19 protein-coding genes, 2 tRNA genes, 1 pseudogene, 1 riboswitch and 1 other annotated feature are annotated in these 26637 nt (G+C 34.9%); of the genes and pseudogenes, 2 read left to right on the top strand and 20 right to left on the bottom strand.

The window, feature by feature from the left end; all coding sequences use genetic code 11:
* Positions 1–20: 20 nt before the first annotated feature.
* From KA867_RS07900 to KA867_RS07865, 8 genes are all read right to left on the bottom strand, one after another.
* Positions 21–803, bottom strand: coding sequence for a two-component system regulatory protein YycI (locus KA867_RS07900; protein ID WP_210137638.1), 783 nt, complete (start codon positions 801–803; stop codon positions 21–23).
* Complete coding sequence (locus KA867_RS07895; protein ID WP_210137637.1) at positions 804–2144, bottom strand: YycH family regulatory protein; 1341 nt, start codon at positions 2142–2144, stop codon at positions 804–806.
* The gene (gene walK, locus KA867_RS07890; protein WP_046207189.1) at positions 2134–3966 is read right to left on the bottom strand and encodes a cell wall metabolism sensor histidine kinase WalK; all 1833 of its coding nucleotides are present in this window, start codon (positions 3964–3966) and stop codon (positions 2134–2136) included. Before walK ends, KA867_RS07895 begins: the two co-directional genes overlap by 11 nt.
* Before the next feature lie 13 nt (positions 3967–3979).
* Positions 3980–4681: a response regulator YycF gene (gene yycF, locus KA867_RS07885; RefSeq protein WP_019468531.1), complete on the bottom strand. Its 702-nt coding sequence runs from the start codon at positions 4679–4681 to the stop codon at positions 3980–3982.
* 343 nt (positions 4682–5024) lie between these two features.
* Positions 5025–6431, bottom strand: a complete 1407-nt coding sequence (locus KA867_RS07880) for a DHA2 family efflux MFS transporter permease subunit (protein WP_210137636.1) — start codon at positions 6429–6431, stop codon at positions 5025–5027.
* Positions 6432–6819: 388 nt separating this feature from the next.
* The gene (locus tag KA867_RS07875; RefSeq protein WP_245355944.1) at positions 6820–7266 is read right to left on the bottom strand and encodes a MarR family winged helix-turn-helix transcriptional regulator; all 447 of its coding nucleotides are present in this window, start codon (positions 7264–7266) and stop codon (positions 6820–6822) included.
* A 319-nt stretch (positions 7267–7585) separates the two neighbouring features.
* Positions 7586–7658 (bottom strand) — tRNA-Asp (locus KA867_RS07870).
* Between the two features lie 6 nt (positions 7659–7664).
* Positions 7665–7739: transfer RNA gene (locus KA867_RS07865), tRNA-Glu, on the bottom strand.
* 300 nt (positions 7740–8039) lie between these two features.
* Here KA867_RS07865 and KA867_RS07860 point away from each other — a divergent pair.
* A complete protein-coding gene (locus KA867_RS07860) occupies positions 8040–9260 on the top strand; it encodes a macrolide family glycosyltransferase (RefSeq protein ID WP_210137635.1) in 1221 nt (406 codons plus the stop codon).
* A gap of 110 nt (positions 9261–9370) precedes the next feature.
* On the opposite strand, the gene KA867_RS07855 is transcribed toward KA867_RS07860, so the two are convergent.
* From KA867_RS07855 to hutH, 10 genes are all read right to left on the bottom strand, one after another.
* On the bottom strand, positions 9371–10654 hold the full coding sequence (locus KA867_RS07855) for an adenylosuccinate synthase (protein WP_210137634.1): 1284 nt from the start codon (positions 10652–10654) through the stop codon (positions 9371–9373).
* Between the two features lie 292 nt (positions 10655–10946).
* Positions 10947–12350 (bottom strand): replicative DNA helicase, encoded by a 1404-nt coding sequence (dnaB, locus tag KA867_RS07850; protein ID WP_019468526.1) that lies wholly within the window; start codon positions 12348–12350, stop codon positions 10947–10949.
* 30 nt (positions 12351–12380) lie between these two features.
* Complete coding sequence (gene rplI, locus KA867_RS07845) at positions 12381–12827, bottom strand: 50S ribosomal protein L9 (protein ID WP_210137633.1); 447 nt, start codon at positions 12825–12827, stop codon at positions 12381–12383.
* Positions 12824–14791, bottom strand: coding sequence for a DHH family phosphoesterase (locus KA867_RS07840; protein WP_107386092.1), 1968 nt, complete (start codon positions 14789–14791; stop codon positions 12824–12826). Before KA867_RS07840 ends, rplI begins: the two co-directional genes overlap by 4 nt.
* A gap of 14 nt (positions 14792–14805) precedes the next feature.
* Complete coding sequence (locus KA867_RS07835) at positions 14806–15732, bottom strand: DUF2232 domain-containing protein (protein WP_210137711.1); 927 nt, start codon at positions 15730–15732, stop codon at positions 14806–14808.
* A gap of 275 nt (positions 15733–16007) precedes the next feature.
* Positions 16008–16976, bottom strand: a complete 969-nt coding sequence (gene metX, locus KA867_RS07830; protein WP_019468522.1) for a homoserine O-acetyltransferase MetX — start codon at positions 16974–16976, stop codon at positions 16008–16010.
* 61 nt (positions 16977–17037) lie between these two features.
* Positions 17038–17137: riboswitch (SAM riboswitch) on the bottom strand.
* A 127-nt stretch (positions 17138–17264) separates the two neighbouring features.
* Positions 17265–17594 carry an AzlD domain-containing protein gene (locus KA867_RS07825; protein WP_210137632.1) on the bottom strand — a complete coding sequence of 110 codons (330 nt, stop codon included), beginning with the start codon at positions 17592–17594 and terminating at the stop codon, positions 17265–17267.
* Complete coding sequence (locus tag KA867_RS07820; protein WP_210137631.1) at positions 17591–18286, bottom strand: AzlC family ABC transporter permease; 696 nt, start codon at positions 18284–18286, stop codon at positions 17591–17593. The genes KA867_RS07825 and KA867_RS07820 overlap by 4 nt, the downstream gene beginning before the upstream one ends.
* A gap of 447 nt (positions 18287–18733) precedes the next feature.
* Positions 18734–20023: a serine--tRNA ligase gene (gene serS, locus KA867_RS07815; protein WP_210137630.1), complete on the bottom strand. Its 1290-nt coding sequence runs from the start codon at positions 20021–20023 to the stop codon at positions 18734–18736.
* A 67-nt stretch (positions 20024–20090) separates the two neighbouring features.
* Positions 20091–20280 (bottom strand) — a binding site (T-box leader).
* A 96-nt stretch (positions 20281–20376) separates the two neighbouring features.
* Positions 20377–21879 carry a histidine ammonia-lyase gene (gene hutH / locus KA867_RS07810; protein WP_210137629.1) on the bottom strand — a complete coding sequence of 501 codons (1503 nt, stop codon included), beginning with the start codon at positions 21877–21879 and terminating at the stop codon, positions 20377–20379.
* Between the two features lie 378 nt (positions 21880–22257).
* Between hutH and KA867_RS07805 the strand changes: the two genes are divergently transcribed.
* A complete protein-coding gene (locus KA867_RS07805; RefSeq protein ID WP_481906160.1) occupies positions 22258–23070 on the top strand; it encodes an NAD(P)H-hydrate dehydratase in 813 nt (270 codons plus the stop codon).
* Positions 23071–23251: 181 nt separating this feature from the next.
* On the opposite strand, the pseudogene KA867_RS13415 reads toward KA867_RS07805, so the two are convergent.
* Together KA867_RS13415 and gyrA are read right to left on the bottom strand one after the other, a co-directional pair.
* Positions 23252–23616: pseudogene (locus KA867_RS13415) on the bottom strand (transposase); the annotation flags it as partial.
* 321 nt (positions 23617–23937) lie between these two features.
* Positions 23938–26625 carry a DNA gyrase subunit A gene (gene gyrA, locus KA867_RS07800; protein WP_210137627.1) on the bottom strand — a complete coding sequence of 896 codons (2688 nt, stop codon included), beginning with the start codon at positions 26623–26625 and terminating at the stop codon, positions 23938–23940.
* Between the last annotated feature and the right edge of the window lie 12 nt (positions 26626–26637).

Raw genomic sequence — 26637 nt, 5'->3', positions numbered from 1 at the left:
TCGTAAATGCTATGTTCGCATTATTCTTCAACTATTTTGGGACTGTCTGAAATGGCTTCGACGTAATATGTCTTGGATTCGTTTTTATGTTTTACTTTGATTTCCCAATTGGCTTCTAGTACCTGCACGTTAGGCTCTTTAACGACGGTATAATAACCGAGTCGGACATTGGTCACTTCATCGTTTCGTTTAAGATAACGATTATAATAGAGTGCTTCTATCGCGCTTTTCGCAGTGTTTACTTGTTTCTTATCGTTGTTTGCACCTTCTGATGGCTCTATGGATTTCATAGCTGTTTGTCTGTAGCTTGATGCTTTACCATCGTCATTGATATTAAATTTGAGTTGTGCTTTACTATTATTCATGATTGGGAAGTCGTTATAAGTCTGTTCAAAGGTAACATTTTTATCGTCAATTTTACTCATTTCGTAATTTTGACCTTTAAAGATTTTATCTTTAACATACGATTTTAAATCTGTATATTGATCGTTACTCACATCAATTGGATTATTGATGTCACCTTTGATTTTTTGACCGTCTTCTTCGCTTGTAATACTTGAACGTGCTTTTGCATAAGATGAAAAATCATTAGATCTTGCAGTGAGTAGTTGCATTTCTATATTTTTAACGCTTGGCAAATTTTCAGGAATTTCTATTTTTTCTTGTTTAAAATTCACTGCATTTTCGTCGGCGCTATCGTTAATATGAGATTTATTGACTTTATCAATATAGATGATGATAAGGCTGATGTTCACTAGAATAAATACAAAAATAAATAATGTTTTCGTGTGTTTCCAGTTCATTTATTCTAGCCCCCCATCTTTGTATGCACGCCACTTATTATCGTACTCTACATACCAACATGGCTTAAACTCACTATTGCGCTGGATTTCTATATCACCGTTGTCCTGTTTGTCTTCCATGCGGTAACCAATGGTCATGTTTGTTACCTTTTCGAAATCTACTTCAGGATTATTGGCTAGTTCCGAACGGACAGTTTCAGCGCCTGGTAGGTTGACTTCTTTTTCGCCACTATCAATAGTTACATTCGCTTTTAATAACGTACGCGCATAGCTATAAATACCTTTATTGCCCCAAGAGACTTTCAATGTATTTAAATCGTCATCGTTAAACGTTGGTCGTCCATTCAAGAACAATTGATAAGTCAGATCGCCACGTTTATCGTCCGTATGGAATAATCTGAAATCATCTGTAAAACCACCGTGATTGTTGATGTATGCATAGGTGCTTGGAATGCTTTCTTGCATGTTCGTTGACCGGTTTTCGTCCTCTAATAGATTCGTGTAGCGATATTTTTCGGTTTCATCGTTGTAGTTGGCCACACCTGTATTATTGTTGTAAGTGACTGCACCGCTTCTTGAACTACGCACTACCACTGAATCGTTAAATAGTATTGAATTCATGGTATCTACACTAATGTGATTATAGATTGTATGGTAGGATTTTTGTCCTTTTGGTGACTTCGGCGCAAAGATATGTGTCGCTTTATCTATCGTATCTTTATTGGTAATAATTTCTGTGTATGGTTGCATATGCTTATGCTGGTTTTCTAATGCTTGTGTGAATTTATCTGTCTTCACCGATGTGGTCATGCGTACAACATTATGTCTATCTTTACTAATCGCATAAAGTTTAATTTTGCCGTCTTGATTGTTATCTATTAACAGGCGATCAAATTTAAAGTTGTTGGGTACTTTGGCATTGATATTTAATACTTGGCCTAAATATGTAGCAAGTGGCATATCGTAGGTAAAGTCCAATACTAAAAATTCATCGCTCAAGTCTGGAATAATTAAATTATGATTACTGTGCATTTGTTCAGCGTGTAATACACGATGATTTTTTAAGGGTTTAATGATTTCTTCGACATTGCTGCGAGTTGCTTCCATACCTTCTGTGCTTTCACCTTTAGAGTGAATGACTTGGTATGGTGTGATCACTTGAGGCATTCCTTGTTTCAAAGGCTTACCGATTGTATTTGATTTCGCTTCTTTTTTACTATTGTCTTGTTTATCTACATTAGCCAAATCAGGTGAAAAGTTCCAAGTCATATAAGTTAAAATCGCACTCATGAGTACTAAAAGAAATAGGATAATAGATTTAATTAGTTCTTTACTCTGCATCCCAATCACCATCTTCTAGTACTTCACATGGAAGTGTAATAAAGATTGACGTACCTTGTCCTTCTACACTATTTGCCCAGATGCGACCGTTATGTGCTTCGACAATTTCTTTAGAAATGGCTAGTCCTAATCCTGTACCACCCATTTTTCGTGTTCGTGCTTTATCTACACGGTAGAAACGGTCAAAGATTTTATCTACTTTATTAATAGGAATACCAATGCCGTTATCTTTGACGCGGATGGTCATACGATTATACAGTGAGTTCTGTTTCACGTGAAACTCAACACGTTTATCACCACGTGAATACTTCATTGCGTTGGTAATGACATTGTCAAACACTTGTGTCATCTTATCTGGATCAATTTCTGTAAAGATTGTTTGTTTTGGAATCTCACGTACAAATGTCGTATCCTTCGCTGACATTTCATGGCGGTTAATAATTTTATTGATAAACATATTAAAGTCGACAATTTCTTTGGTAATTTGATCTGATTCGTTATCCATTTTTGATAGTTGTAGTAAATCGTTTACGAGTCGAATCATACGTTCTGTTTCTTCACGTGTCACTGATAAGAATTGTGGCGCTAACGCATCATCTTTCCATGCACCACTTTCTAATGCTTCGATATAACTATTCATGGATGTTAACGGCGTACGTAATTCATGTGAAACATTTGCCACGAATTCGCGACGTTCTTGTTCCACTTGTTGTTGTTCTGTTACGTCATGAAGTACGGCAATATAACCTGTAACGAAGCCGGTCTCTTGTACGATGGTACTAAAGTTTACACGAGCGATAATACCTTCACTTTCATTGATATCTAATAAGAAACTATCATTATTTTCTTGAATTTCATCTAAAGAAAAATCTTCTTCTAATTTAAGCATATTTAACATGTAATGACCGATAATTTCTTCTTTCATCATGCCTAACATCGTTAATGCCATATCGTTGACAATACGCACACGGCCGCGACGATCGGTTGCGATAATACCATCACTCATATGCGTAATGACAGAGTCTAGACGTCGTTTTTCACTTTCAGTATTTGCTTGTGCTTCTTGTACACGTTTGGATAAATTATTAAAGGCTAGTGCAAGTTCACCAATTTCATCATTACCGTAAATTTTAACACGTTGCGTATAGTTACCTTTAGACATCTCAACGGTTTGGTTACGCATATCGGTAATTGGCTTTGTGATTGTGCGCGCAATAAAGAAACCTAGTATCACTGTAATTAATAGCGAGATGCCTGTCCCAACAATAAAGATTTGGTTGATGTTACTTAATTGGTTATAGACATCGTTGATATCTGCTTCTATATAAACATCACCAATTGTGCCATCATCTGATGTCTTCACTGGTAAATTGTAGACCCACACACGTTGTTTTCCATTACCATAGTCTTTTAATACTGTATGGCTATTAATTTCTCCTAGAGATAGTGCTTTTTGTATGGAGCTGTCATTAGCTTTTTGATTTATTAGACTACGCGTAGACTGCTTTGAGGTAGCCATGATAATTTGATCTTTATCAATAAAACGAATTTCTTCTATTTCTTGTCTATTGGCATACTCATTCAATAAATTTTGGACTTCTTTTTGTGCATTGACTGAGTTGTCTTCGTCATAGACTTTTTCTATATTAATTTCTATTTGTTTCGCGTATTGCGAGATATTATTTTTAAATGTTTGTGTTAATTCTTTTTCTAGACTATTGGTAAAGTATAAACCGATAATCTGCATACCGATTACGATTAACAATACATAGACAATAACAAGTTTCGTGTGTAGAGATTGAAAATGTTTAAGCCATTTCATTTAATATTGTCCCCTAATCGTGTTGTTGGAGGAAGTATCCAACACCACGGCGCGTCACTATATATTCTGGATGTGATGGATCGTCTTCAATTTTTTCACGTAAGCGACGAATCGTTACGTCTACTGTACGTACATCACCAAAATAGTCATAGCCCCAAACAGTTTGTAATAAATGTTCACGTGTCATAACTTGACCCATGTGTTTAGATAAATAATGGAACAGTTCGAATTCACGGTGTGTTAATTCAATGTCTGTACCACGTTTTTTAATAGAATATGCATCTGGATAGATAACAATATCTTTAATTGTAATTTCATTAGATGCATCGTTCACTTCTTGTGCTGGTTGTGAATAATGACGACGTAAGTTTGCTTTGACACGCGCAATTAATTCACGCGTGCTAAATGGTTTCGTCACGTAGTCATCGGCGCCAAGTTCAAGACCCAATACTTTATCGATTTCTGAGTCTTTTGCGGTTAACATAATAATTGGCATTTCATATTTTTTGCGTACTTCACGGCATACTTCCATACCGTCGCGACCAGGTAACATAATGTCTAATAAGACAATGTCTGGTTCTTCATCATATATTAAATCTACTGCGTCATTACCATCATATGCACAGAATACTTCATAACCTTCTTTTTTCAAGTTGAACTCTAAAATATCAGCAATTGGTTTTTCGTCATCTACTACCACAACTTTTCTAGCCATATTTATAAACCTCATTTCTAAATTGTAGTACGTTTACATATTTTTCTACGCATTTCTCTATAATATAATTTACCATTTATAGCGTGCTAATTCTATTTTTCTAAACAAAAAAATAAATTGGTATATTGTAAAATTATAACATTTTTTATTATTAATAGGTTAATTATAGATATATTAAGCCTACACAACATGATATCACTGTGCGACTATATTGCCCATAGTGTATAAAAAAGTGATACATATCTCAGCAAAGGTCATGTTATTTTGACTAAGGTGTTTTGAGATAACTTAATCATAATTTAAACATGATGTCGCTTATACTGGAAATGCATCACTGATAATATTAAATATTTTTAGATTTTTTAACGAAGAGTGATAATATAAATCCGATAACTGTCAATATCACAATAAAGAAACAAGTATATTGGATACCATAAGACAGTACAACTTCTTGTTCTGCATTCGGATGACTTGCGCCAAACGTACGCATTGCTGTGCTATAAATCGTAATGGCAATTGCTGTACCAGCTGAACCTGATACTTGAATTAACGTTGTAATCGTTGCTGAACCATCAGCATAAAGGTGGTGTGGCAATTGATTTAAGGCATTTGTCTGTGCTGGCATCATGACCATTGATATGCCAAAGAAAAGCACCATGAATGCCAAAATAATAGCCCAAACAGGTGTAGAAACTGAAATCATTAATGCGAATGTTAATGCTGCAATAAACATCAGTAAAAATCCGAAAATGCCAAAGTATCTAGCACCAAAACGATCAAATAAAGCACCAACAATCGGTGATAGGATTAAATTGATTGCATTACCTGGTAATAAAATTAAACCAGCAATAATCGAATTAAATAATAAAGCACCTTTTAAATATAGCGGCAACAGTATACCCATAGATAGAATGCATAATATCGTAACGAAAACCATTGCAGCCCCTATGACAAACATTGGATATTTAAATACGTTTAAATTAAGCATCGGCGAATCAATCTTGAATTGTCGTATGATAAAAATAGCCAGTGCCACAACGCCGATCAATAATGGCAACCATACAATACTACTTGTGAATGGTGCTTCAGCTAATGTGCTTAATGCAAAGATTAATCCCGCAAATCCTATTGTAGATAATGCAATCGAAATCATATCAATTTTAGGTTTGGTAAGTTCTCCAACATTTTCTACTTTTGAAATTGCCATAAATAAAACGATAAGATATAAAATCGCACTAATCCAAAAAATATAATGCCAGTTGGAAGCTGAGATAATGATACCTGACAGCGTTGGTCCAAGCGCAGGGCCAGCGGTAATCACTAGACCCATAATACCCATCACGGCACCACGTTTTTCTATTGGGAATATGAGCATCAATACCGTCACCATGATTGGTAGTAAAATACCTGTGCCAAGTGCTTGTACAATACGTCCTAACAATAAGAAACTAAAATTAGGCGCGAGTGCACCAATAATAACGCCTAATAATGATAATACAATTCCTGTAATAATAAGTGGTTTCGTATTAAACCACTTGATTAAATAAGAAGAAGCAGGTACTAAACAAGCCATAACGAGTAAATATCCCGTCGTCAGCCATTGCACCACTGCAGCTGAAACTTGAAAATCAGCCATAATATTTGTGAGCGCCATGTTTAACGCTGTTTCACTAAATAATCCCATAAATCCACCAATCATAAGTACAAGTGCGTACATGCTTGGATTCTTTACTTTTACTTGCGTTGTCATTTTAAATACTCCTTTTTAATGGTGCCATGAAGTATAAGTATTATTAAGAGACCTAACATTGATATGTAATGCTATCGCACGTGATAAACTTCGTACGCATTTACCTTTAAAATTAGTCTCTTCGATCCATAACTTATCTCGATATACCATTCAAATTTGTTTTATATCATTGAGCATTTACAATATGAATTTTAAATGATAAACACATCTTTTCATTGATATGTATACGTTATTTGTTACTTCAAAGTAATGTCCTCGAACGAATCAACTTCATTACTGTATCAAAATTTTTCTTTTATTGTCAACTAGGTTGACAATATTTAGTGCAAAATTAAAAGTATTGTCACCACTGCTTTTAAAACGGCACAATACTTCATACTTGGATATTTTATTGTAAGTCTTTCAGTTGCCAGTCTTGATGTAAAATCGTTTTAAATAGCTGCAATTGCTCGGTTCCAATGACTTGTGCAAGGTGTTTTTCAATAGATTGTTTATAAGTCATATACTGTTCAATGCATTCGATGCCGCTATCTGTTAATGACACACATTTCTCTTTTTTATTATGAACTAAGTTTTCAACTTTAACTAATTCTTTTTCTTCTAATTGTTTAATCGCTTTATGAATGGCTTGCCTTGTTAAATTAACCGATTGTGTTACTTCAACAAACGTAAGTTTACTTACATATAATTTTGCCATGATATACCATTCTGAACTGGAGTTGTGTATCCCGTTCTTGTCATTTGCTTTGTTTTCAACAATATTCCTCAATGCGCCGTGTCGTTCGCTCAGGGCATCTAGCATATCTAAATTTTTCAATTCTGGATCTACAGTCATTATTGTTTCACCTCTTGTCTCATTCAATACATTTAGTTTAACCTTTTTTATTTTAATTGTATAAAAAAGTGTTATTGCAAAGCAGCATCGCATTTACAATGATACTTTTATGAACTGTGCTAATCTGCACTAACATGAGGCATTTAACAATCTACGTATTTAGATTGAGCATTCACATAGCATCAGCTCTATTCACAAACGAAGGCGCAAGCTTTAATGTTTATACATAAATAACTACTACCTTCAATATGAATTGAGTTTAAAATATATATCTTAGAAAATTGTACAAAAAAATGCCCATCCTATTGGATGGGCAATACGGTCTCGACGGGAATCGAACCCGCGATCTCCTGCGTGACAGGCAGGCGTGTTAACCGCTACACTACGAGACCTAAAAATGGTGACTCCTACGGGACTCGAACCCGTGTTACCGCCGTGAAAGGGCGGTGTCTTAACCGCTTGACCAAGGAGCCTCTCTTAAGCACAAGATAAATTATATCAACTCTCATTATGGTTGACAAGCTATTTTTTAAATTAATTTAGTATAATTTTCTATCATTAATGTATAAAGTAAGAAAACAATACTCGAAACTGTCAAAACAGCATTTTATCTATTTATTAACTCACTTTTGAGAGACATCAATGTGCAATTACTTCTATAATTATCTACTTTTACATTTTTATTTCAAAATGCAAATAATAAATACAAAATCTTTTTTGTTTTAAATTCATTTTGCTAAAATTATAATTAGTATAAATAAGGAGGCGCAATATTGGCAAAAATATTATTTGTTAATCCAGGTTCTGCTGGACATGTAAACCCAACAATTGCAGTTGTTAAAGCATTAGTTGATCGTGGCGAAGAAGTTGTTTATTACGCTAGCGATATATATAAAGATAAATTGAAAGATACTGGCGCTGAAATTAGAACGCTACCTACAGAAGCGATTATGACAGCATTTACTGATCATGAAAATCATCATTTATTCAATGTGATTAATGGTTTATTAAAAACTGTAGATATCATTGTGCCACAAATTTTAAAAGAAACTGAAAATGAGCATTTTGATTATATGATTCATGATTCTATGTTTAGTTGTGGCTATATATTAGCACAAAAATTAAATTTACCATCGATTTCATCTGTATCTTCATTTGCTCATACAAAGACATCTTTTGAAACATTTATTAATCATTTAACTTCTACTGTGAGCAAACAAGAAATTCAACACGCTGATGAAACCTTTCATAATTTAAAAGCCTATGTTGAATCAACATATGATGTAACCATTCCTTCTCGTTTTGAAGTTATGAATAACCCGGGAAATATTAATATCACTTATGTAATGAAAGGTTTCCAAATTGGTTATGACGCCTTTGACCCTGAATATTACAAGTTTGTTGGTCCTTCCATACTGGAACCTAAAGATTCTGGCTTTATGGACAACATTGATACCACACGACCAGTCGTCTATATTTCTCTAGGAACGGTATTTAATCAAAATATTGAATTTTTCAATCTCTGCTTTGAAGCATTGGCAAATATCGACGCTTCATTTGTTGTATCCATTGGTCATGATAATCAACTTGAAGATTTTAATGCGATACCATCTAATTTTACCGTTGCACATGTTGTGCCACAAACAGAGTTATTGCAACATACGTCACTCTTTTTAACACATGCGGGTATGAATAGTACGAATGAAGCAATGTTGATGGAAGTACCTATGTTGGCTTTTCCGCAAAGTGCAGATCAACCCGTTGTGGCTCGCCAAATCGAAAAACTACTTGTTGGTCATCAGCTACAATTAGAAAATATAACGCCTCATGAGTTAAAACAAATTGTCTTAGATATGCTAGATGATATACCAAACTATCAGCGTAATATCAGAAAAGTTAAATCTATACAATCTAGTAATAAAACAGGTTATCAGTTAGCAGTCGATCACATTCTAAATTTTCGTGATCAATATGTAACACATTCAAATATATAAATAAAAAACACCTTGTAAAGATGGCCATAATTGGCTACATCAACAAGGTGTTTCTTTCATTTCAACATTTTACTTTTTAAATTTATAAATCGGTTTTATAGGAAAATGACTTACCATAATGATTTTAATAAGTTTGTTTGGTTACGATCTGGTCCTACAGAGAAGATTGAAATTTGAACGTCACATAATTCAGAGATACGTTCTAAATATCTACGTGCATTGTCTGGTAGCTCATCTAATGAGCGACAACCTGTGACATCTTCTGTCCAACCAGGTAATGTTTCAAAGATTGGCTTACAACGTTGTAAGTCTTTTAAATTCGCTGGATATTCAGTAATTTCTTTGCCGTCCAATTCATACGCTGTACAAATCTTCACTTCTTTAAGGCCTGTTAAGACATCGATAGAGTTGATTGATAAATCAGTAATACCACTCGCACGACGAGAATGACGTAATACAACTGAATCGAACCAACCTACACGACGTGGACGTCCTGTAGTTGTACCGTACTCACGGCCAACTTCACGGATGTGGTGTCCATCATCATCAAATAGTTCTGTTGGGAATGGGCCATCACCGACACGTGATGTATAAGCTTTACATACACCAATGACTTTAGATACGTACGTTGGACCAACACCACCACCGACAGTGACATTACCCGCAACTGGGTTACTTGACGTAACAAATGGGTATGTACCGTGGTCGATATCTAACATAACGCCTTGAGCACCTTCAAATAACACTTTTTCTTCAGCTACAAATGCATCATCCAATACTTTTGCAGTATCCGTAACGAACGCCGCTAAACGTTGGCCTGCTGCATAATAAGTTTCAAAGATTTCTTCAAATGAAGGACATGCTTTATCAAACATACCTTTGAAATATGCTGATTTGTATTCAATATTTTCTTTTAGTAATTTTTCAAACGTTTCTTTATCTAATAAATCTGCAACACGAATACCAATACGCTGTGCTTTATCTACATAAGCTGGACCGATACCTTTTTTCGTAGTACCGATTTTATTATCTCCACGACGTTCTTCTTCATATTCATCTTGTTTAATATGATAAGGTAAAATAACTTGCGCACGGTTTGAAATACGTAAATTATCTGTTGAAATACCTCTTTCATTTAAAGCGTCTAATTCTTTTAATAGTGCTACTGGATCGACAACGACACCGTTACCAATGACTGCTAATTTTTCTTTATAAAAAATACCAGATGGTACTAAGTGCAATTTATATGTTTCGCCACCAAATTTAATTGTGTGGCCTGCATTGTTACCGCCTGAAAAACGCGCAATAACATCTGCTTGTTCTGCTAAAAAGTCTGTGATTTTACCTTTACCTTCGTCTCCCCATTGTGTCCCAACAACTACGATTGATGACATATGAGCACCTCCAAGTTTTTCTCAATTAACCATTAAGTATTCTACCAATACCACACTAATAATGCAAACAAAAATCGAACATTGGTTTTTTACATTTTTCTGAATTTCATTAAATGTTTAAAAATGTGATTACACACCTTAAACATAGTGTCATCAAGGTTTTCAAAGCGATAGCTATTTAATTACAACACATACTTCCTCAAAAAAGAAATAACCAAATACAAACAAAAACCGTACGATAAATAAACCCATTTATAAATCGTACGGAAAAAATAAATTTTATTCTTTTTTCTTAACCCATGTCTGCATGTGCATAATCGATATCAGTAAATTTATTATACTGCTTCATAAAGTGTAATTTAACAGTTCCTGTTGGACCATTACGTTGCTTCGCTATTATAATTTCAATCTCACCATTATCATCATTTGTTTGTGGTTCAAAGTTCGTATCTCCATCATCATCGTCTTCATCTTCGCCACGATTATAGTAATCATCACGATATAAGAATGCGACGATATCAGCATCTTGCTCGATTGATCCTGATTCACGAATGTCACTCATCATTGGCCGTTTGTCTTGACGTTGCTCTACGCCACGTGACAACTGACTTAGTGCAATGACTGGACATTCCATTTCTCTGGCAATCGCTTTTAATGTACGAGAAATCTCTGATACTTCTTGTTGTCGGTTATCTGAGAATCTTGAACCACTACCTGAGATTAATTGCAGATAATCAATCACTACCATGTCTAAACCGTGTTCTTGTTTTAAACGACGGCATTTTGAGCGAATATCTGTAATTCGAATACCTGGTGTATCATCAATAAATATCTTTGTTCTAGATAATTTACCTACTGCAATTGTAAAGCGATTCCAGTCTTCTTCTGTCATCATACCCGTTCTTAAACGGTTCGAATCTACGTTACCGGAACTACAAATCATACGTGTTGCTAATTGATCTGCACCCATTTCTAGCGAGAATATGCCAACTGAGAAATGGTCTTCATGTGTAGCAACTTTTTGTGCAATATTAAGTGCGAAGGCAGTCTTACCTACTGATGGTCTGGCAGCCAGAATGATTAGATCATTACGGTTAAAGCCCGCGGTCATCTGGTCTAAATCTCGATAACCAGTTGGGATACCAGGTGTTTGACCACTATTTTGATCAAGTAATTCTGCATTCTCATACACTTCTCCAAGCACATCTCTAATATCTTTAAATCCATCACTTTCACGTGTAGATGACAATTCTAATATTCGACGTTCTGCATCGTTCAATATTGTATCTAATTCTAATTCATCATTATAACCATCGTTAGCAATGCTATCGGCAGTTTGTATCAACTTACGCTTTGTCGCATGCTTAAATACAATATCTGTATAATATTGAATATTTCGAGTTGTCGGTACATTACTAGATAATTCTGCTAGATATTGTGGGCCACCCGCTTCATTCAGTCGTCCTTCATACGACAGTTGATCCATAATTGTAACCACGTCAATATCTTTATTATCTTCGTTGAGGTTCATCATGGCTCTAAAGATGTGTTGATGCGCGCCTCTATAAAAGGACTCAGGAAGTAAGACTTCCTGAGTTCTGTTTATCAATTCCGGATCTATGATAATGGCACCTAAGACAGATTGTTCAGCCTCATTACTGTGGGGCATTTGATTTTGTTCATACATTCCATCCATTATGATTACACCTCATATCTCAATCCGTTTTTATTGTTCAACTGTGTGTACACGAATTGTACCTTCTACTTCTTTATCTAATTTAACTGGTACATTTGTGTAACCCAATGCATGTATACCGTTTGGTAAATCCATTTTACGCTTGTCTATTTTAATATCATGTTGTTGTTGCAATGCTTGCGCGATTTGTTTTGTACTAACTGAACCGAATAATTTTCCAGCATCACCTGTTTTAGCAGATAATTCAACTTCAATATGACTTAATGTTTCTTTTAATTTTTTAGCTTCTTCAATTTCTTGTTGGCGTTCTGCTTCTGCAGCTTCATTTTTCTTTTCAAGCTGTTTTAAATTACCTGGTGTAGCTTCTACTGCATAATTTTTCTTCAATAAGAAATTGTTTGCATAGCCTACAGGTACATCTTTAACTTCGCCTTTTTTACCTTTACCTTTAACATCTTGTGTGAATATTACTTTCATGAATTTTCACTCCTACTCATTTGTTCTGTTATAGCTTGTTGTAATTGTTCTATTGCTTCATCCACAGTGACATCTTTTAATTGTGTAGCTGCATTAGTTAAATGACCACCGCCACCAAGTGCTTCCATTGTCAATTGAACATTAACTGCACCGAGTGACCGGGCAGACATACCGACTAGATTATCTTCTCTTCTAGCAACTACATACGAAGCTTCTACACCATCTAAACTTAACAGTTCATCAGCTGCTTGTGCAACTGTTACAGGATGATAGATTTTTTCGTTCGAACCATGTGCAATTGCGACACCGTTCTCTTGTAGTTTCACTGTTTGGATTAATTCAGTACGATTAATGTACGTATCTAAATCATCCTTCAAGAAATGTTGCGTTAATATTGTATCTGCACCATGTGCACGTAAATAACTTGCCGCATCAAATGTTCTTGAACCTGTACGTAATGTGAAATTACGTGTATCTACAATAATACCTGCAAACATAATTGTCGACTCTAAACGTGTTAATCGTTGTTCTGTTGGTTGGTATTCTAGCAATTCAGTCACTAGCTCTGCAGTTGAACTTGCATATGGTTCCATATAAACAAGTAATGGGCTAGAGATAAAGCTTTCACCACGTCTATGATGATCGATTACAACTTTACGATTTGCCTTGTTTAATATATTTTCGTCGATAACCATTTCAGGTTTATGCGTATCTACAATTACTAAAGTTGTCTTAGACGTCATGACATCCCATGCTTCATCAGATGTGATAAAACGCTCTTTTAGTTCAGGCTTTTCATCGACTGCATTCATCACACGACGTAGCGTCGGATCAATATCTGAATCATTTAACACAATGTAAGCATCTAAATTGTTCATCATAGCAAACCTTGAGACACCAATGGCTGCGCCTATAGCATCTAAGTCTGGACGCGTATGTCCCATAATGATGACTTTGTCGCCTTCCATTAAAATATCTTTTAAGGCATGAGAGATAACACGTGCTCTTACACGTGTACGTTTTTCCATCGGGTCAGTCTTACCGCCATAGAAACGCACATTACCGTTCATATGCTTAATTGCAACTTGGTCACCACCACGACCTAGTGCTAAATCAAGTCCAGATTGCGATAATTCACCTAAATCGATTAAGTTCTCTGAACCTTCACCTACACCAATACTTAATGTCAATTGCGCACGGTAACCTACACTCTTTTCACGTAATTGACTCAATATACTAAAATTAGATGCTTCGATTTCATTTAGAATGCGTTGGTTTAAATAAGCAACAAATTGATCTGAACTATAACGTTTGAAATAAATGTCATATTCGGTTGCCCATCTACTTATTACACGCGTAACCATAGAGTTAATTTCTGAACGTTGTGTATCATTCATATTTTGCGTGATTTCATCATAGTTATCTAAAAATAGTGTTGCAATAATTGGTTTAGATGCTTCATATAATTCTTGTGTATGTATTTCTTCAGTAATGTCGAAGAAATACAATACGTGTTCTTTTTCTGAATATCTTACACGATAGTGATATTCATTTTCTTGAATTTCCACTTCTTGTGTTTTTTCTAACTGTTTTAATATATTAGGATATACTTCATTGACTGGATCAGAAATGACGTTTCGGTCTAGACGATCCGACATAAATTGGTTCATCCACTCTATGTTTTCATTTTCATCTAAGATAATCATCCCAATAGGTAACCTTTTAATAGCAGTATTACTGCTTGCTGAGATTTTTCCACTCAGATTATCTACATAGTTATCCAATTTTTGTAAAGCTTGTCTTACCATCAGTACTGTCCCTACAATTATGATGAGTAATACAACAGTAGCTATACCTGCAATCAATTGGTTAAAAATAAACCAAACGACGACAAGCGCTATTGCTGTAAGCACCATAATAATAAATGGTAAAATCAACGCTTTTTTAGTGGATTGACGGTTCATTTTTCCACCTCAAATCATTTTTTAATGATACGTTTTAAATTGATACATAAATCTACAAATCCCAGGAGACTCACAATATGTGTTAATGGCATTAAAATTGTCCCTATTACCATTAATATCACAGTAAGTGCTGTCGGCATTGATTTCGCTTTTCCGAAAAAGTGAATCACACTTAACCCCTGAATGTACATACATAATGATAACACAATTTCAAAATTTAAGACGATCGTTTGAAACGCACTTGGTTGCGTTGAAAACATAACACAAATTAAGACAATAACATACATCCATAAGACAGAACGCTTCATTTGCCAAGCATATAATGGTTTGAATATGGGTGTAGCGATTTTGAATTTACGCAAGATTGGAAAAGTGATAATTAAATTGATTAATATAAGTAGAAATACGCCAACAATCATATAACTTGGTAGTTGCACTGCTGATTGGCGGAAAGTCTCTTCAAACATTTGTTTATAATCCGCGTTGACTGAAGCGCTAGAAATGATGCTATACATCTGTTCTTTAATCGGTTTGATTAATGAAGCAGCACTTGGTATTTTTTTAAATGCTTGTAACACCATAAATGCAATTAATGCAATGATACTAATAAAAGTCGTTGTTATATAAAGTATACGTTCTTTTGATGTACGTTCTTTTAATAATTGACCCACTACAACACTCACCACGAACAAGAGGATCATGATACTTAACACGAATATATTACCTAATAACGTAGTTAGCACAACTGTAATGACTGCCGTTAAGCCAAAAGATTCTACAGATTTATGCCATAAAATAATACCTGGAATTGTTGCAAATAAACTCAACACGAGTCCAAGTAGCGGTAATATATGTAAAGCTAAAGCTACTATAATTAACGTGATTACACTAAGTATAGTGGCTTTAGTATGTATTTTAGAAAACAAATTCGCCACTCCTATACAATTTTTGTCTATGTTTATTATTTTAACCTCTTTAAAACTTTTATACAATTATTGACAATTCTTTTTGTCAGAAGTTCAACATTAGCGACAAAATCTGATAATGAGCGCCTTTTAAAATTATATCTCCCCTGTTAATACTAACTTCAAACTTCACATTTTACACACCAAAAAATAAGATGTCATAGGAAACAGTTATTTTCACTTTCAATTAAGTATAAAATTACTATCCCAGACGTCTTATCATACAAAATGAACTAAAATGTAGCATATCGTCATTTTCTTTTGAACTTAGAAACTTTTAAAAAATGATATAAATTGGGTGCCCAATCGTTAAAGTTCAGCAAGAAACCATCATGTCCTACATTATCTGGCACAAAGCAATGTTTATGATATTTAAATCGCGCACCTGTGGCATATACTAAATCGTCTGGATATAATAAATCATCCGTAAAGCCCATAGTCATAACTTTAGTATCTAGTCGTCCAAACACTTCATCTACATCAGTACGGTCTCTATCTATATCGTGGCTATCTAAGACGTCTAGCAGGGTTAAATAACTTAATGGATCAAAGTGCTTTTTGAACTTATTCCCCTGATGTTTCTGGTAGTTTACAACTTGATCTGGTGTAAATCGTCTATCGTAACTTTTAGAAGAACGATACGTTAAGAAACCAAGTTGTCTTGCGATACTCATCCCTTCACCATGATCTAATCGAATCGCTTGTCTCGCAATTTCATTAAATGCACGACTATATGAGGAAGTCTTATCTGTCGCAGCTAAAATGACCGCTTTATCTACTTCAAATTTATGATTATACAATAATTCCAGCGCTTGCATACCTCCTAAAGACCCACCGATTAAAATACTAATTCGATCAAACCCTAATGTTTGAATACCTAATTCTATTGCATTGACAATATCACGCAATGTTAAATGCGTAGGAAAGTCAGCATCTGTAAGTGGCGAACTGGAGCCATATGGACTACCTATCACGTTGAATGTTAAAAATTGATAATCATGTATTGGCATGTACCCACCATCTATAATCTCTCGCCACCAACCAGGATTGTCATCCGTCCCATATGTCAAATGATTACCTGTCAGTGCATGGCATACAAGTACAAGTGGCTGTCCTTCATATCCAACATGTTCATAACGTAATTTTAAATTTAAAATCGTTTCACCTGATTCAGTTGTAAATGGTCCCAATTCTAATGTATCAACCGTATAATTTGTCATCATTTACCTCCTACTTAATAAAAAAACTTCTCACCTATTCATAATAAGTAAGAAGTTACAATACTTATTATTCGAGCGAATCGTTGGTATTAGCACCGTGCTTCTAAAGTCGGTTGCTGAAGCTTCATTGGGCCAAGTCCCTCTGCTTCTCGAAATAAGATTTAATTTTAATTGTAAAAAGCTGTGCATAAATCAAATATCTATTTTAACAAGTATTTCTTTAAAATTATCAAAATTTTCTAATTATTGCTATTCTAACGGATAATGTGAGCCACTTCAATAATATATTTAAAATATCCATCTTAAAACTGCCATTATTAAAATACCACTGACAATCGTAATCGTTAAACTCCGTGTAATAATGGCAATGATTATTGTCGGAAGCATCGTTACTAAAAACGGTAAATTAACACTATACACCATTGAATCTTCATGTTGTTCTAGAACGCCGTCTACAATCAATGCCGTAAATAATGTAATAGGAATGAAGGAAAGCCACTTTACAACTGTCTCAGATAGTTTAATTTTCGTAATTAATATAAACGGTATAATACGTGTTAACCAAGTGACCACACCACATAAAACAATAATTAATAACATATGTAAGGTCGTTGTCATTTGTCGATCACCACCCCTAACCCCGCAGTAATTGTCGAAGCTAAGATAATTGCTACATATGAAGGCATAAAGAAACTTAAACTAAGCATTAATATAATCACACAAACAATCAATACTAAATATGTTTTAAATTGTGATTGTTTAATAGCATCAAACTGGGAAACAGCTAAGAATATAAACATTGCAGTAATAGCAAAATCTAACCCAAACGCATCTGGGTTTGTTATGTATTTACCAAAAACAGCACCAACAATGCTTGCAAATGTCCAAAATAAATAAGCTGTGATATTTAATCCATGCAACCATCGATCATTGATTTTTTCACCTTTTAGATGTGGTGTAATAGCGACACCAAATGTTTCATCTGTAATCAAAGAAGACATGCCTATACGATTCCAAAACCCATACCCTTTATAACTTGGCGCTAAGGTCATACTTAATAAAAACATCCTAGAATTTACAATAAATGTCGTTAATACAATTGCAGAAATTGGCGTTCCAGCAATGACTAACGCACAAATAATAAATTGTGCCGCGCCAGCATAGACAAGTAAGCATAACAAAATGATTTCAATCAAATTGAAACCTGAAGCCACTGCAACAATACCAAATGAAAGACCAACACCAGCATAACCTAACAAAGTCGGTACACATTCTTTTACACCTTGCTTAAAAGTTAAATGTGTTGCCATCATGCCACCTCCCACACATTTTTTAAAAATAATAGAATTAGTTTAATACAAAATGAAAGAGACATTCAACGTTTTTAGACTTACGTATGTGTAACCTAAGACTTACGTTCGTCTAAAAATGCTGTTATTAAAATGTTTTTAATTTCAGAATATTGTGTTTTTATTTTAGACTACCCTCTATTTTTTGAATAAAATAAGGTATTTTTCAAATTAAATAACCTGCAAAACAAGATATTTAACACCTCCCCTACCCTTTCTTTATTTTCAAAATATCTAAGGTATTTAGAAGATCAGAAGGCTCATCACTCATTATTTATATAAAATGAGAGGTTGAGACATCTATTTGTCCCAACCTCTATTTTTATTTCATCATTTTATGGCATCTATTTTGAAAGTTCAACGCTTAAGCTAGCTCAAATGCCACTGATGATATTCATTCAAACGAATCTATTTTTCTTTAACTGGGTGAATCACTGTTTTACCGCCCATATATGGTACTAATGCATCTGGAATAGTAACTGAACCATCTTCGTTTTGATAGTTTTCTACGATTGCAGCAAATGTACGACCTACTGCTAAACCACTACCATTCAATGTGTGCACTAATTCTGGTTTTACTGTTTTATCACGTTTAAAACGAATATTAGAACGACGTGCTTGGAAATCAGTAATATTTGAGCAAGAGCTAATTTCTTTGTACTCATTATAGCTTGGTAACCAAACTTCTAAGTCATACGTTTTGCTTGAACCAAAGCCTATGTCACCTGTACATAAAATAACTCTACGATACGGTAAGCCTAACTCTTCTAAAATTGCTTCTGCATGTTCTGTCATTTCTTCTAATGCTTGCCAAGAGTCTTCCGGTTTTTCAAAACGTACCATTTCTACTTTATCGAATTGGTGTAAACGGATTAACCCTCTTGTATCTCTACCAGCTGAACCTGCTTCACTACGATAACACGCTGATTGCGCTGTGAATTTAGCAGGTAAGACATCCGGACCAATAATTTCATTACGATAATAATTCGTTAATGGTACTTCTGCCGTTGGTATTGTATATAATCCTTCTTTTTCAATTTTGAATAAATCTTCTTCAAATTTTGGTAATTGGCCAGTACCATACATTGAATCAGCATTTACTAATTGTGGTACCATCATTTCTGTATAACCATGTTGCGTCGTATGTTTCGTGACCATATAGTTCATTAATGCTCTTTCTAACTGCGCGCCTTCGCCAGTTAAGAACACAAATCTTGCACCAGAAACTTTTGCACCGCGTTCAAAGTTAGCCATTTGTAATGACTCTACTAAATCCCAGTGTGCTTTTTCATCAAAATCAAATTTCCTTGGTGTACCCCAACGCTTTAATTCTACATTCTCTTCATCAGAATCACCTTCAGGCACATCATCATGAATTGTATTTGGAATACGAGATAATAAGTCTTCTAGCTCTTTATCCACATCATTTAAATCATTATCTAGAAGTTTGATGTCGTCACCTAATTTTCTCATTTCTGCGATAACATCATCTGCATTTTCTTTATTACGTTTTTTTTCAGCAATTTCACCGCTCACTTTGTTACGTTCAGCTTTCATTTCTTCAGCTTTTCGAATTAATTCACGGCGTTTGTTATCAAGTGATAATACATCATCTACTACTTTTGTATCCATACCACGTTTTGCAACTTTGTCTTTTAAAAACTCTGGGTCATTACGAAATAGTTTAATGTCTAACATGTCACTTTCCATCCTTTCAATTTCTATTTTTTTTTAGAATAGAACACAAAAAAGACCACATCCCTGTACAAGGGACGTGGTCTTTACGCGTTGCCACCCTATTTAACAGCCAAAGAGACTGCACTTTCACCAAAATAACGGTTAAACCCGATTGTTCTCATATAGTAGGTAGATTCACATTGACCCTGATTACTTGTTCTCACTAACCACAAGCTCTCTGAAACCAGAAGTACAATACTACTTAGCCTACGAACAATAGCTTTATTAACTTGATTTTAATATAGCAAATAACCTATCACTTTTCAAGACCAAGGATATGCAATCGCTGAATGTTCATTAAAAATTCACTCAACTTAATTAGCATAAGCGTGATCTAATAAATACTGTGAAACAGCTTCTATGTCTTTATGAAATTGGCGGTCTTCAGTGATAGATGGTACAACTTTTCGTAAAGCTTGATATTTTTCATAGGTTTTAGGTGATAATTTTTCAACATCTTTATATTCTACTGCTTGAAGTGCGATGATTGTTTCTATTGCTAACACACGTCGTGCATTTTCAATCATTTGGTAACCATGGCGTGAAGCAATCGTCCCCATAGACACGTGATCTTCTTGATTAGCTGATGATGGAATAGAATCTACACTAGCTGGGTGTGCGAGTGTCTTATTTTCCGAAACAAGACTTGCAGCTGCATATTGCATGATCATTGCACCACTCTGTAAACCCGGTTGAGGGCTTAAAAACGCCGGTAAACCATTGTTCAATTGTGGGTTTACTAATCTCTCTAAGCGTCTTTCTGAAACATTGGCTAACTCACTTACGCCTAACTTTAAGAAGTCTAACGCGAATGCAATCGGTTGACCATGGAAATTACCGCCAGAAATAACTAATGTCTCATCGTCTTCATCAAATATTAATGGATTATCGTTCGCCGCATTCATTTCAAATTCAAGCTTTTCTTTTACATAATTAAAAACTTGGAAGCTCGCGCCATGTATTTGTGGAATACAGCGTAATGTATAAGCATCTTGTACGCGAATTTCTCCCTGTGTCGTTGTTAATTTAGAACCTTCAAGCCAGTCTAACATGCGTGAAGCAACATCTATCTGTTCTGGAAAATTTCGGACGCGATGCACTTTTTCATGATATGCATCAGTAATACCATTTAATGCCTGATGTGTAAGAGCAGCAATCCACTCCGCTTGGTAACCAATATCTTCCGCTTCTATATAATTAATTACACCTTGTGCAGTCATAGCTTGCGTGCCATTAATTAAAGCAAGACCTTCTTTAGCCTGTAAGCTCAAAGGTTCACGATTTAATAAATTTAAGACATGCCGACTGTCTACTTCTTCACCTTTATAATAGACGCTTCCTTCTCCAATCAGTGCTAAAGCTAAATGTGAAAGTGGTGCTAAATCACCTGAAGCACCAAGAGACCCCTGTTGTGGAATGACTGGAATAATTCTATTGTTAATAAAGTAAATGATTTGATTTACTAAATCGATTGTCACACCAGAATGACCTTTTAGCAACGTGTTTAGACGTAAAACCATCATCACTAACGCGACATCCTGTGAAAAAGGTTTTCCGATACCACATGCATGCGAACGGATTAAATTTACTTGTAATTGATTGTATTCTCCCTCATCAATACGCACATCACTAAATAAACCAAATCCAGTCGTTATACCATAAATTGTTTCTTTATCATCTATAATCTTTTCTACTGTTACCCGACTCTGTTTTACACGTTCATATGCATCCTCTGTTACTTTTACATCATCACTTTGATATAAAAAATCTTTAATTGCATTAATTGTTAAATTTTCACCATTAAGCTGTAATGTCATTTCCCCATCTCCTTACTTCTGATGATTTTCAATTAATTAGAGTATACGCTTCCATATTTTTAAGAACAATAGGTTCGTCCATATCCGTAACATGGTATTAAATTAGTATTTTAATAAGATAAAGAAGGCAAATTTATTATTTCTAAAAATAAACAAATTCTTAATGCTTTTACCTATTGACTTAAGTGCAAAGCAGGTATAATATTTTCTATTGTATTTAAAAAGTAAATTAATAAAAAGCTACAGATAAAACCTTTCATAAAGCTTATAAATACACAATTCTTATCAAAAAGTATAAACTTACGAATCAACAAAATAATGATCAAATATACAAATTAAAAGTTGAAATAACTAATATGATTAAAGGAGGTTTCAATGTTGGAAACAATTTCATCAGTAAGCATTCCAAAACGTAAAGATGAAACGCATAAAGGTGATTATGGCAAAATTCTTTTAATTGGAGGTAATGCGAATCTAGGTGGGGCAATCATGCTTGCTGCACGTGCTTGTGTCTATAGTGGCAGTGGTTTAATTACAGTAGCTACACATCCAACAAACCATGCTGCGCTACATTCACGCTGTCCTGAAGCAATGGTGATTGATATCAATGATACTAAAATGCTCACTAAAATGATTGAAAATACAGATTGTATCTTAATTGGTCCTGGCTTAGGGTGTGATTTCAAAGGAAATAATGCTATCACGTTCTTATTACAAAACATTCAACCACACCAAACACTTATAGTGGATGGAGATGCTATTACTATATTTAGTAAATTAAAGCCAGATATTCCAACTTGCAATGTTATTTTCACACCACACCAAAAAGAGTGGGAACGTTTAAGTGGCATCGCAATAGAAGAACAAACCTATGAACGTAATCGCGAAGCTGCTGATAGAATTGGAGCAACGATTGTATTAAAAATGCATGGCACTGAAATTTATTTCAAAGATGGAGATTACAAACTACCAATTGGTACACCTGCGATGGCTACAGGCGGTATGGGTGACACACTTGCCGGTATGATTACAAGTTTTGTAGGTCAATTCGACGACACGAAAGAAGCGGTTACGAGTGCCACTTATACACACAGTTATATCGGTGAAGAGCTATCAAAGAAAATGTATGTCGTACCACCTTCTCATTTAATTAGCGAAATTCCATATGCCATGAAAGCATTGGAAAGCTAAATAAACACCTACGATATAAATATGTTAAACCAAAATAAAATGAGCCTGGAACATAAAGTTCTTGGACAAGTAAAAAAGGCAATTTCTATTGAAATAATATAGAAATTGCCTTTTCAATATTGTTTTGATTATAGCTGTCTCGTGGAGCTACTACTTCTCTTATATTAAGTGCGTTAATACAAAGAACTAAAGATGCTAATAGGGCATGGGCATCTACTTTAGGATTTACTCTAAAACGATTCATTGTTTTTATAAGAAGGCGTTTGATTTTGTGATAGCCACATCATTCAGGTACGATTATTTAGTAGTTTTTCTATTTTACGACTAGAGTATATGAATTGAGTGAAGACAGACATATAGATCAATTTTTAACATTATTATGAGATGATATGATGTAGCACCACGATGATGTTTAAATTCATCGAATGTATTTTCAAGGGTTGTTTCAACGCTTTTATTCACATATTGTGACATATCATTTGTGGGATACTAAACTGAAGTTTCCATTGTTAGTGTATGTTGAGTCACGTAATAATTTTTATACATATGTGACTCGTTAATTTAATAGTGCTTATTAAATTATACGTAAAAGCCTTATTTTTTTGAATAACAAAATATAAATTGTAGCGATTTTGCATCGTGCGGACGCCCGGGGAAATGATATGAGCGAGAGACTACTGGCTCGAGCCATATCCCCAGGCAAGCATGCACGATCAAAATCGTAATATTTTAAATATAAAGAGGACCAATCCATATTAATGATTGGCCCTCTTATTTTGAGAATGGGGATTTATGTCCCAAACTCATTTGTATATTTAGATTTTTCAATTTTGAATGTAACTATTGGTTTACTTCTAAAAATTGAGATTATTCGTCATCTTCGTTTTCAGTTTCTTCATTATCACTATTATCGATGTCTTCATTGATACGGTCCATAAAGTCTTTTCTCACTTCTTGACGACCATCTTCATCTGTATCTTCTTCAACTTCGGTATGAACGACGCCTTCTGATAAATCATCAGTTACTATAGATTCTGATTGTTGACTGTCACTTGAAGTGCCTTCAATTTGTTCATTTTCTGTTTCTTGAAGTTCAATTTCTTCAGCTTCTTTTTCTTCTTCATCTACTTTAGCAACTGTAGAAACAAATTGATCGTCGTTTAATTTAATCAATCTTACACCTTGGGCTGCACGTCCATTTTGTGAAATATCTTCAACGCCGATACGGATAATTACACCAGCATTTGTAACAATCATCAAGTCTTCTTTACCTTCGACGGATGTGATACATACAACTTGACCGTTACGTTCTGTAATCGTAGCAGTCTTAATACCTTTACCACCACGGTTAGATAAACGATATTCACTAACTGGTGTACGTTTACCGTAGCCATTTTCAGTCACTACTAGAATTTCATCATCTGTTTCTGCTTTAGTAACATCTAATCCAACGACGCTGTCGCCTTCTCTTAATGTAATACCTTTAACACCAGCAGCTGTACGACCTAAAGGACGTAATGCAGTTTCGTTAAAGCGGATTAAAGAACCATGAGCAGTACCGATTAATACATCATCTTCACCATCTGTTAATCTCACTGCAATCAATTCATCATCTTCTTTGAAACCAATCGCAATCTTACCGTTTTTATTAATGTGTGAGAAATTACGTAATGCTGAACGTTTAACAATACCTTTTAACGTTGCAAATACTAAGTAGTCTTCTTCACTTTCTAAATCTTTAACGGCAATCATTGTGCTAATCGTTTCATCATTATCCAGTTCAATCGCATTGACTACTGGGATACCTTTAGACTGACGGGAAAGTTCTGGCACTTCATAACCTTTAAGTTTATACACTCTACCTTTATTCGTGAAGAATAAGACATGATCGTGCGTACTCAATGTAACAAGTTGACTTACAAAATCTTCTTCTAGTGTTTGCATGCCTTGTACACCACGACCACCACGATGTTGAGCTCTATATGTTGAAACGGGTAGGCGTTTAATATAGTTATTGTGACTTAATGTAATAACGATTTGTTCTTCTGGGATCAGGTCTTCGTCTTCAATGTTGTCGAGACCACCCAATTGAATTTCTGTTTTACGTTCGTCACCATAGCGTTCACGAACATCAATTAACTCATCACGAACAAGTTGTAATAGTTTTTCTTCGTCTGCAAGAATCGCCTTTAATTCTTCTATATATGCAATTAATTCATTATATTCAGATTCAATTTTATCTCTTTCTAAACCTGTTAAACGTCTTAATCGCATATCAAGGATGGCTTGCGCTTGTCGTTCAGTAAGTTTAAATTGTTCTTGCAAGCTTACCATTGCAACTTTATCTGTATCAGATTCACGGATCACACGAATAATTTCATCAATGTGATCTAAAGCAATTCTTAAGCCTTCTAAAATATGTGCACGGTCTTGTGCCTTCTTCAAGTTGTATTCTGTTCTTCTTCTTACAACTATCTTTTGATGTTCAAGATATTCAACCAATGCTTCTTTAAGGTTAATTAATTTCGGTCTGCCATCAACTAAAGCAATCATGTTAACACCAAATGACGTTTGTAATGGTGTCTGTTTATACAAGTTGTTTAATACAACACTGGCATTGGCATCTTTACGTATGTCAATCACAACACGCACGCCAGTACGTAAACTTGTTTCGTCACGTAAATCTGTAATGCCATCGATTTTTTTATCACGTGCCAATTCAGCAATTTTTTCAATCATGCGGGCTTTATTTACTTGATATGGAACCTCTGTTACAACGATACGTTGACGGCCACCACCACGTTCTTCAATTTCAGCTCTTGCTCTCATTTGAACCGAACCACGTCCAGTTTCAAATGCACGGCGTATACCACTTTTACCAAGAATAATACCTGCTGTAGGGAAGTCTGGCCCTTGGACATCTTCCATCAATTCTGCAATCGTAATATCTGGATTATAGCTTAAACTTAATACGCCATTAATCACTTCAGTCAAATTATGTGGCGGTATATTAGTAGCCATACCTACTGCGATACCTGATGCACCATTTACAAGTAAATTTGGAAACCTTGAAGGTAAGACTGCCGGCTCTCTTTCGTTACCGTCATAGTTATCAACAAAATCAATCGTATCTTTGTTAATATCTCTCAACATTTCGAGTGTAATTTTAGACATACGCGCTTCTGTATAACGCATCGCCGCTGCACCATCACCATCCATAGAACCAAAGTTACCTTGGCCATCAATTAAAGGATATCGATAGCTGAAGTCCTGTGCCATTCTAACCATAGCTTCGTAAATTGAGGAGTCACCGTGAGGGTGATATTTACCCATAACATCCCCAACAATACGCGCAGATTTCTTATATGATTTATCAGGTGTCATACCTTGTTCGTGTAAGCCGTAAAGTATGCGTCGATGTACTGGTTTTAAACCATCTCTAACATCTGGTAGCGCACGTGAAACGATAACGCTCATCGCATAATCTAGGAACGATTCACGCATCTCATTCGTTATATTTCGTTCATTTATTCTTGATTCAGGTAATTCAGCCATCAAGATATCCTC

The sequence above is a fragment of the Staphylococcus sp. GDH8C109P genome (genome assembly GCF_017893405.1).
GTDB lineage: Bacteria > Bacillota > Bacilli > Staphylococcales > Staphylococcaceae > Staphylococcus > Staphylococcus cohnii.
This window is presented reverse-complemented; position numbering and strand designations above follow the sequence as displayed.

Excerpts from the sequence above, each read along its gene's own strand:
- KA867_RS07900 (WP_210137638.1), bottom strand. The coding sequence starts at position 803 with ATGAACTGGAAACACACGAAAACATTATTTATTTTTGTATTTATTCTA.
- KA867_RS07895 (WP_210137637.1), bottom strand. The coding sequence starts at position 2,144 with ATGCAGAGTAAAGAACTAATTAAATCTATTATCCTATTTCTTTTAGTA.
- walK (WP_046207189.1), bottom strand. The coding sequence starts at position 3,966 with ATGAAATGGCTTAAACATTTTCAATCTCTACACACGAAACTTGTTATT.
- yycF (WP_019468531.1), bottom strand. The coding sequence starts at position 4,681 with ATGGCTAGAAAAGTTGTGGTAGTAGATGACGAAAAACCAATTGCTGAT.
- KA867_RS07880 (WP_210137636.1), bottom strand. The coding sequence starts at position 6,431 with ATGACAACGCAAGTAAAAGTAAAGAATCCAAGCATGTACGCACTTGTA.
- KA867_RS07875 (WP_245355944.1), bottom strand. The coding sequence starts at position 7,266 with ATGACTGTAGATCCAGAATTGAAAAATTTAGATATGCTAGATGCCCTG.
- KA867_RS07855 (WP_210137634.1), bottom strand. The coding sequence starts at position 10,654 with ATGTCATCAATCGTAGTTGTTGGGACACAATGGGGAGACGAAGGTAAA.
- dnaB (WP_019468526.1), bottom strand. The coding sequence starts at position 12,350 with ATGGATGGAATGTATGAACAAAATCAAATGCCCCACAGTAATGAGGCT.
- rplI (WP_210137633.1), bottom strand. The coding sequence starts at position 12,827 with ATGAAAGTAATATTCACACAAGATGTTAAAGGTAAAGGTAAAAAAGGC.
- KA867_RS07840 (WP_107386092.1), bottom strand. The coding sequence starts at position 14,791 with ATGAACCGTCAATCCACTAAAAAAGCGTTGATTTTACCATTTATTATT.
- metX (WP_019468522.1), bottom strand. The coding sequence starts at position 16,976 with ATGACAAATTATACGGTTGATACATTAGAATTGGGACCATTTACAACT.
- KA867_RS07825 (WP_210137632.1), bottom strand. The coding sequence starts at position 17,594 with ATGACAACGACCTTACATATGTTATTAATTATTGTTTTATGTGGTGTG.
- KA867_RS07820 (WP_210137631.1), bottom strand. The coding sequence starts at position 18,286 with ATGGCAACACATTTAACTTTTAAGCAAGGTGTAAAAGAATGTGTACCG.
- serS (WP_210137630.1), bottom strand. The coding sequence starts at position 20,023 with ATGTTAGACATTAAACTATTTCGTAATGACCCAGAGTTTTTAAAAGAC.
- hutH (WP_210137629.1), bottom strand. The coding sequence starts at position 21,879 with ATGACATTACAGCTTAATGGTGAAAATTTAACAATTAATGCAATTAAA.
- gyrA (WP_210137627.1), bottom strand. The coding sequence starts at position 26,625 with ATGGCTGAATTACCTGAATCAAGAATAAATGAACGAAATATAACGAAT.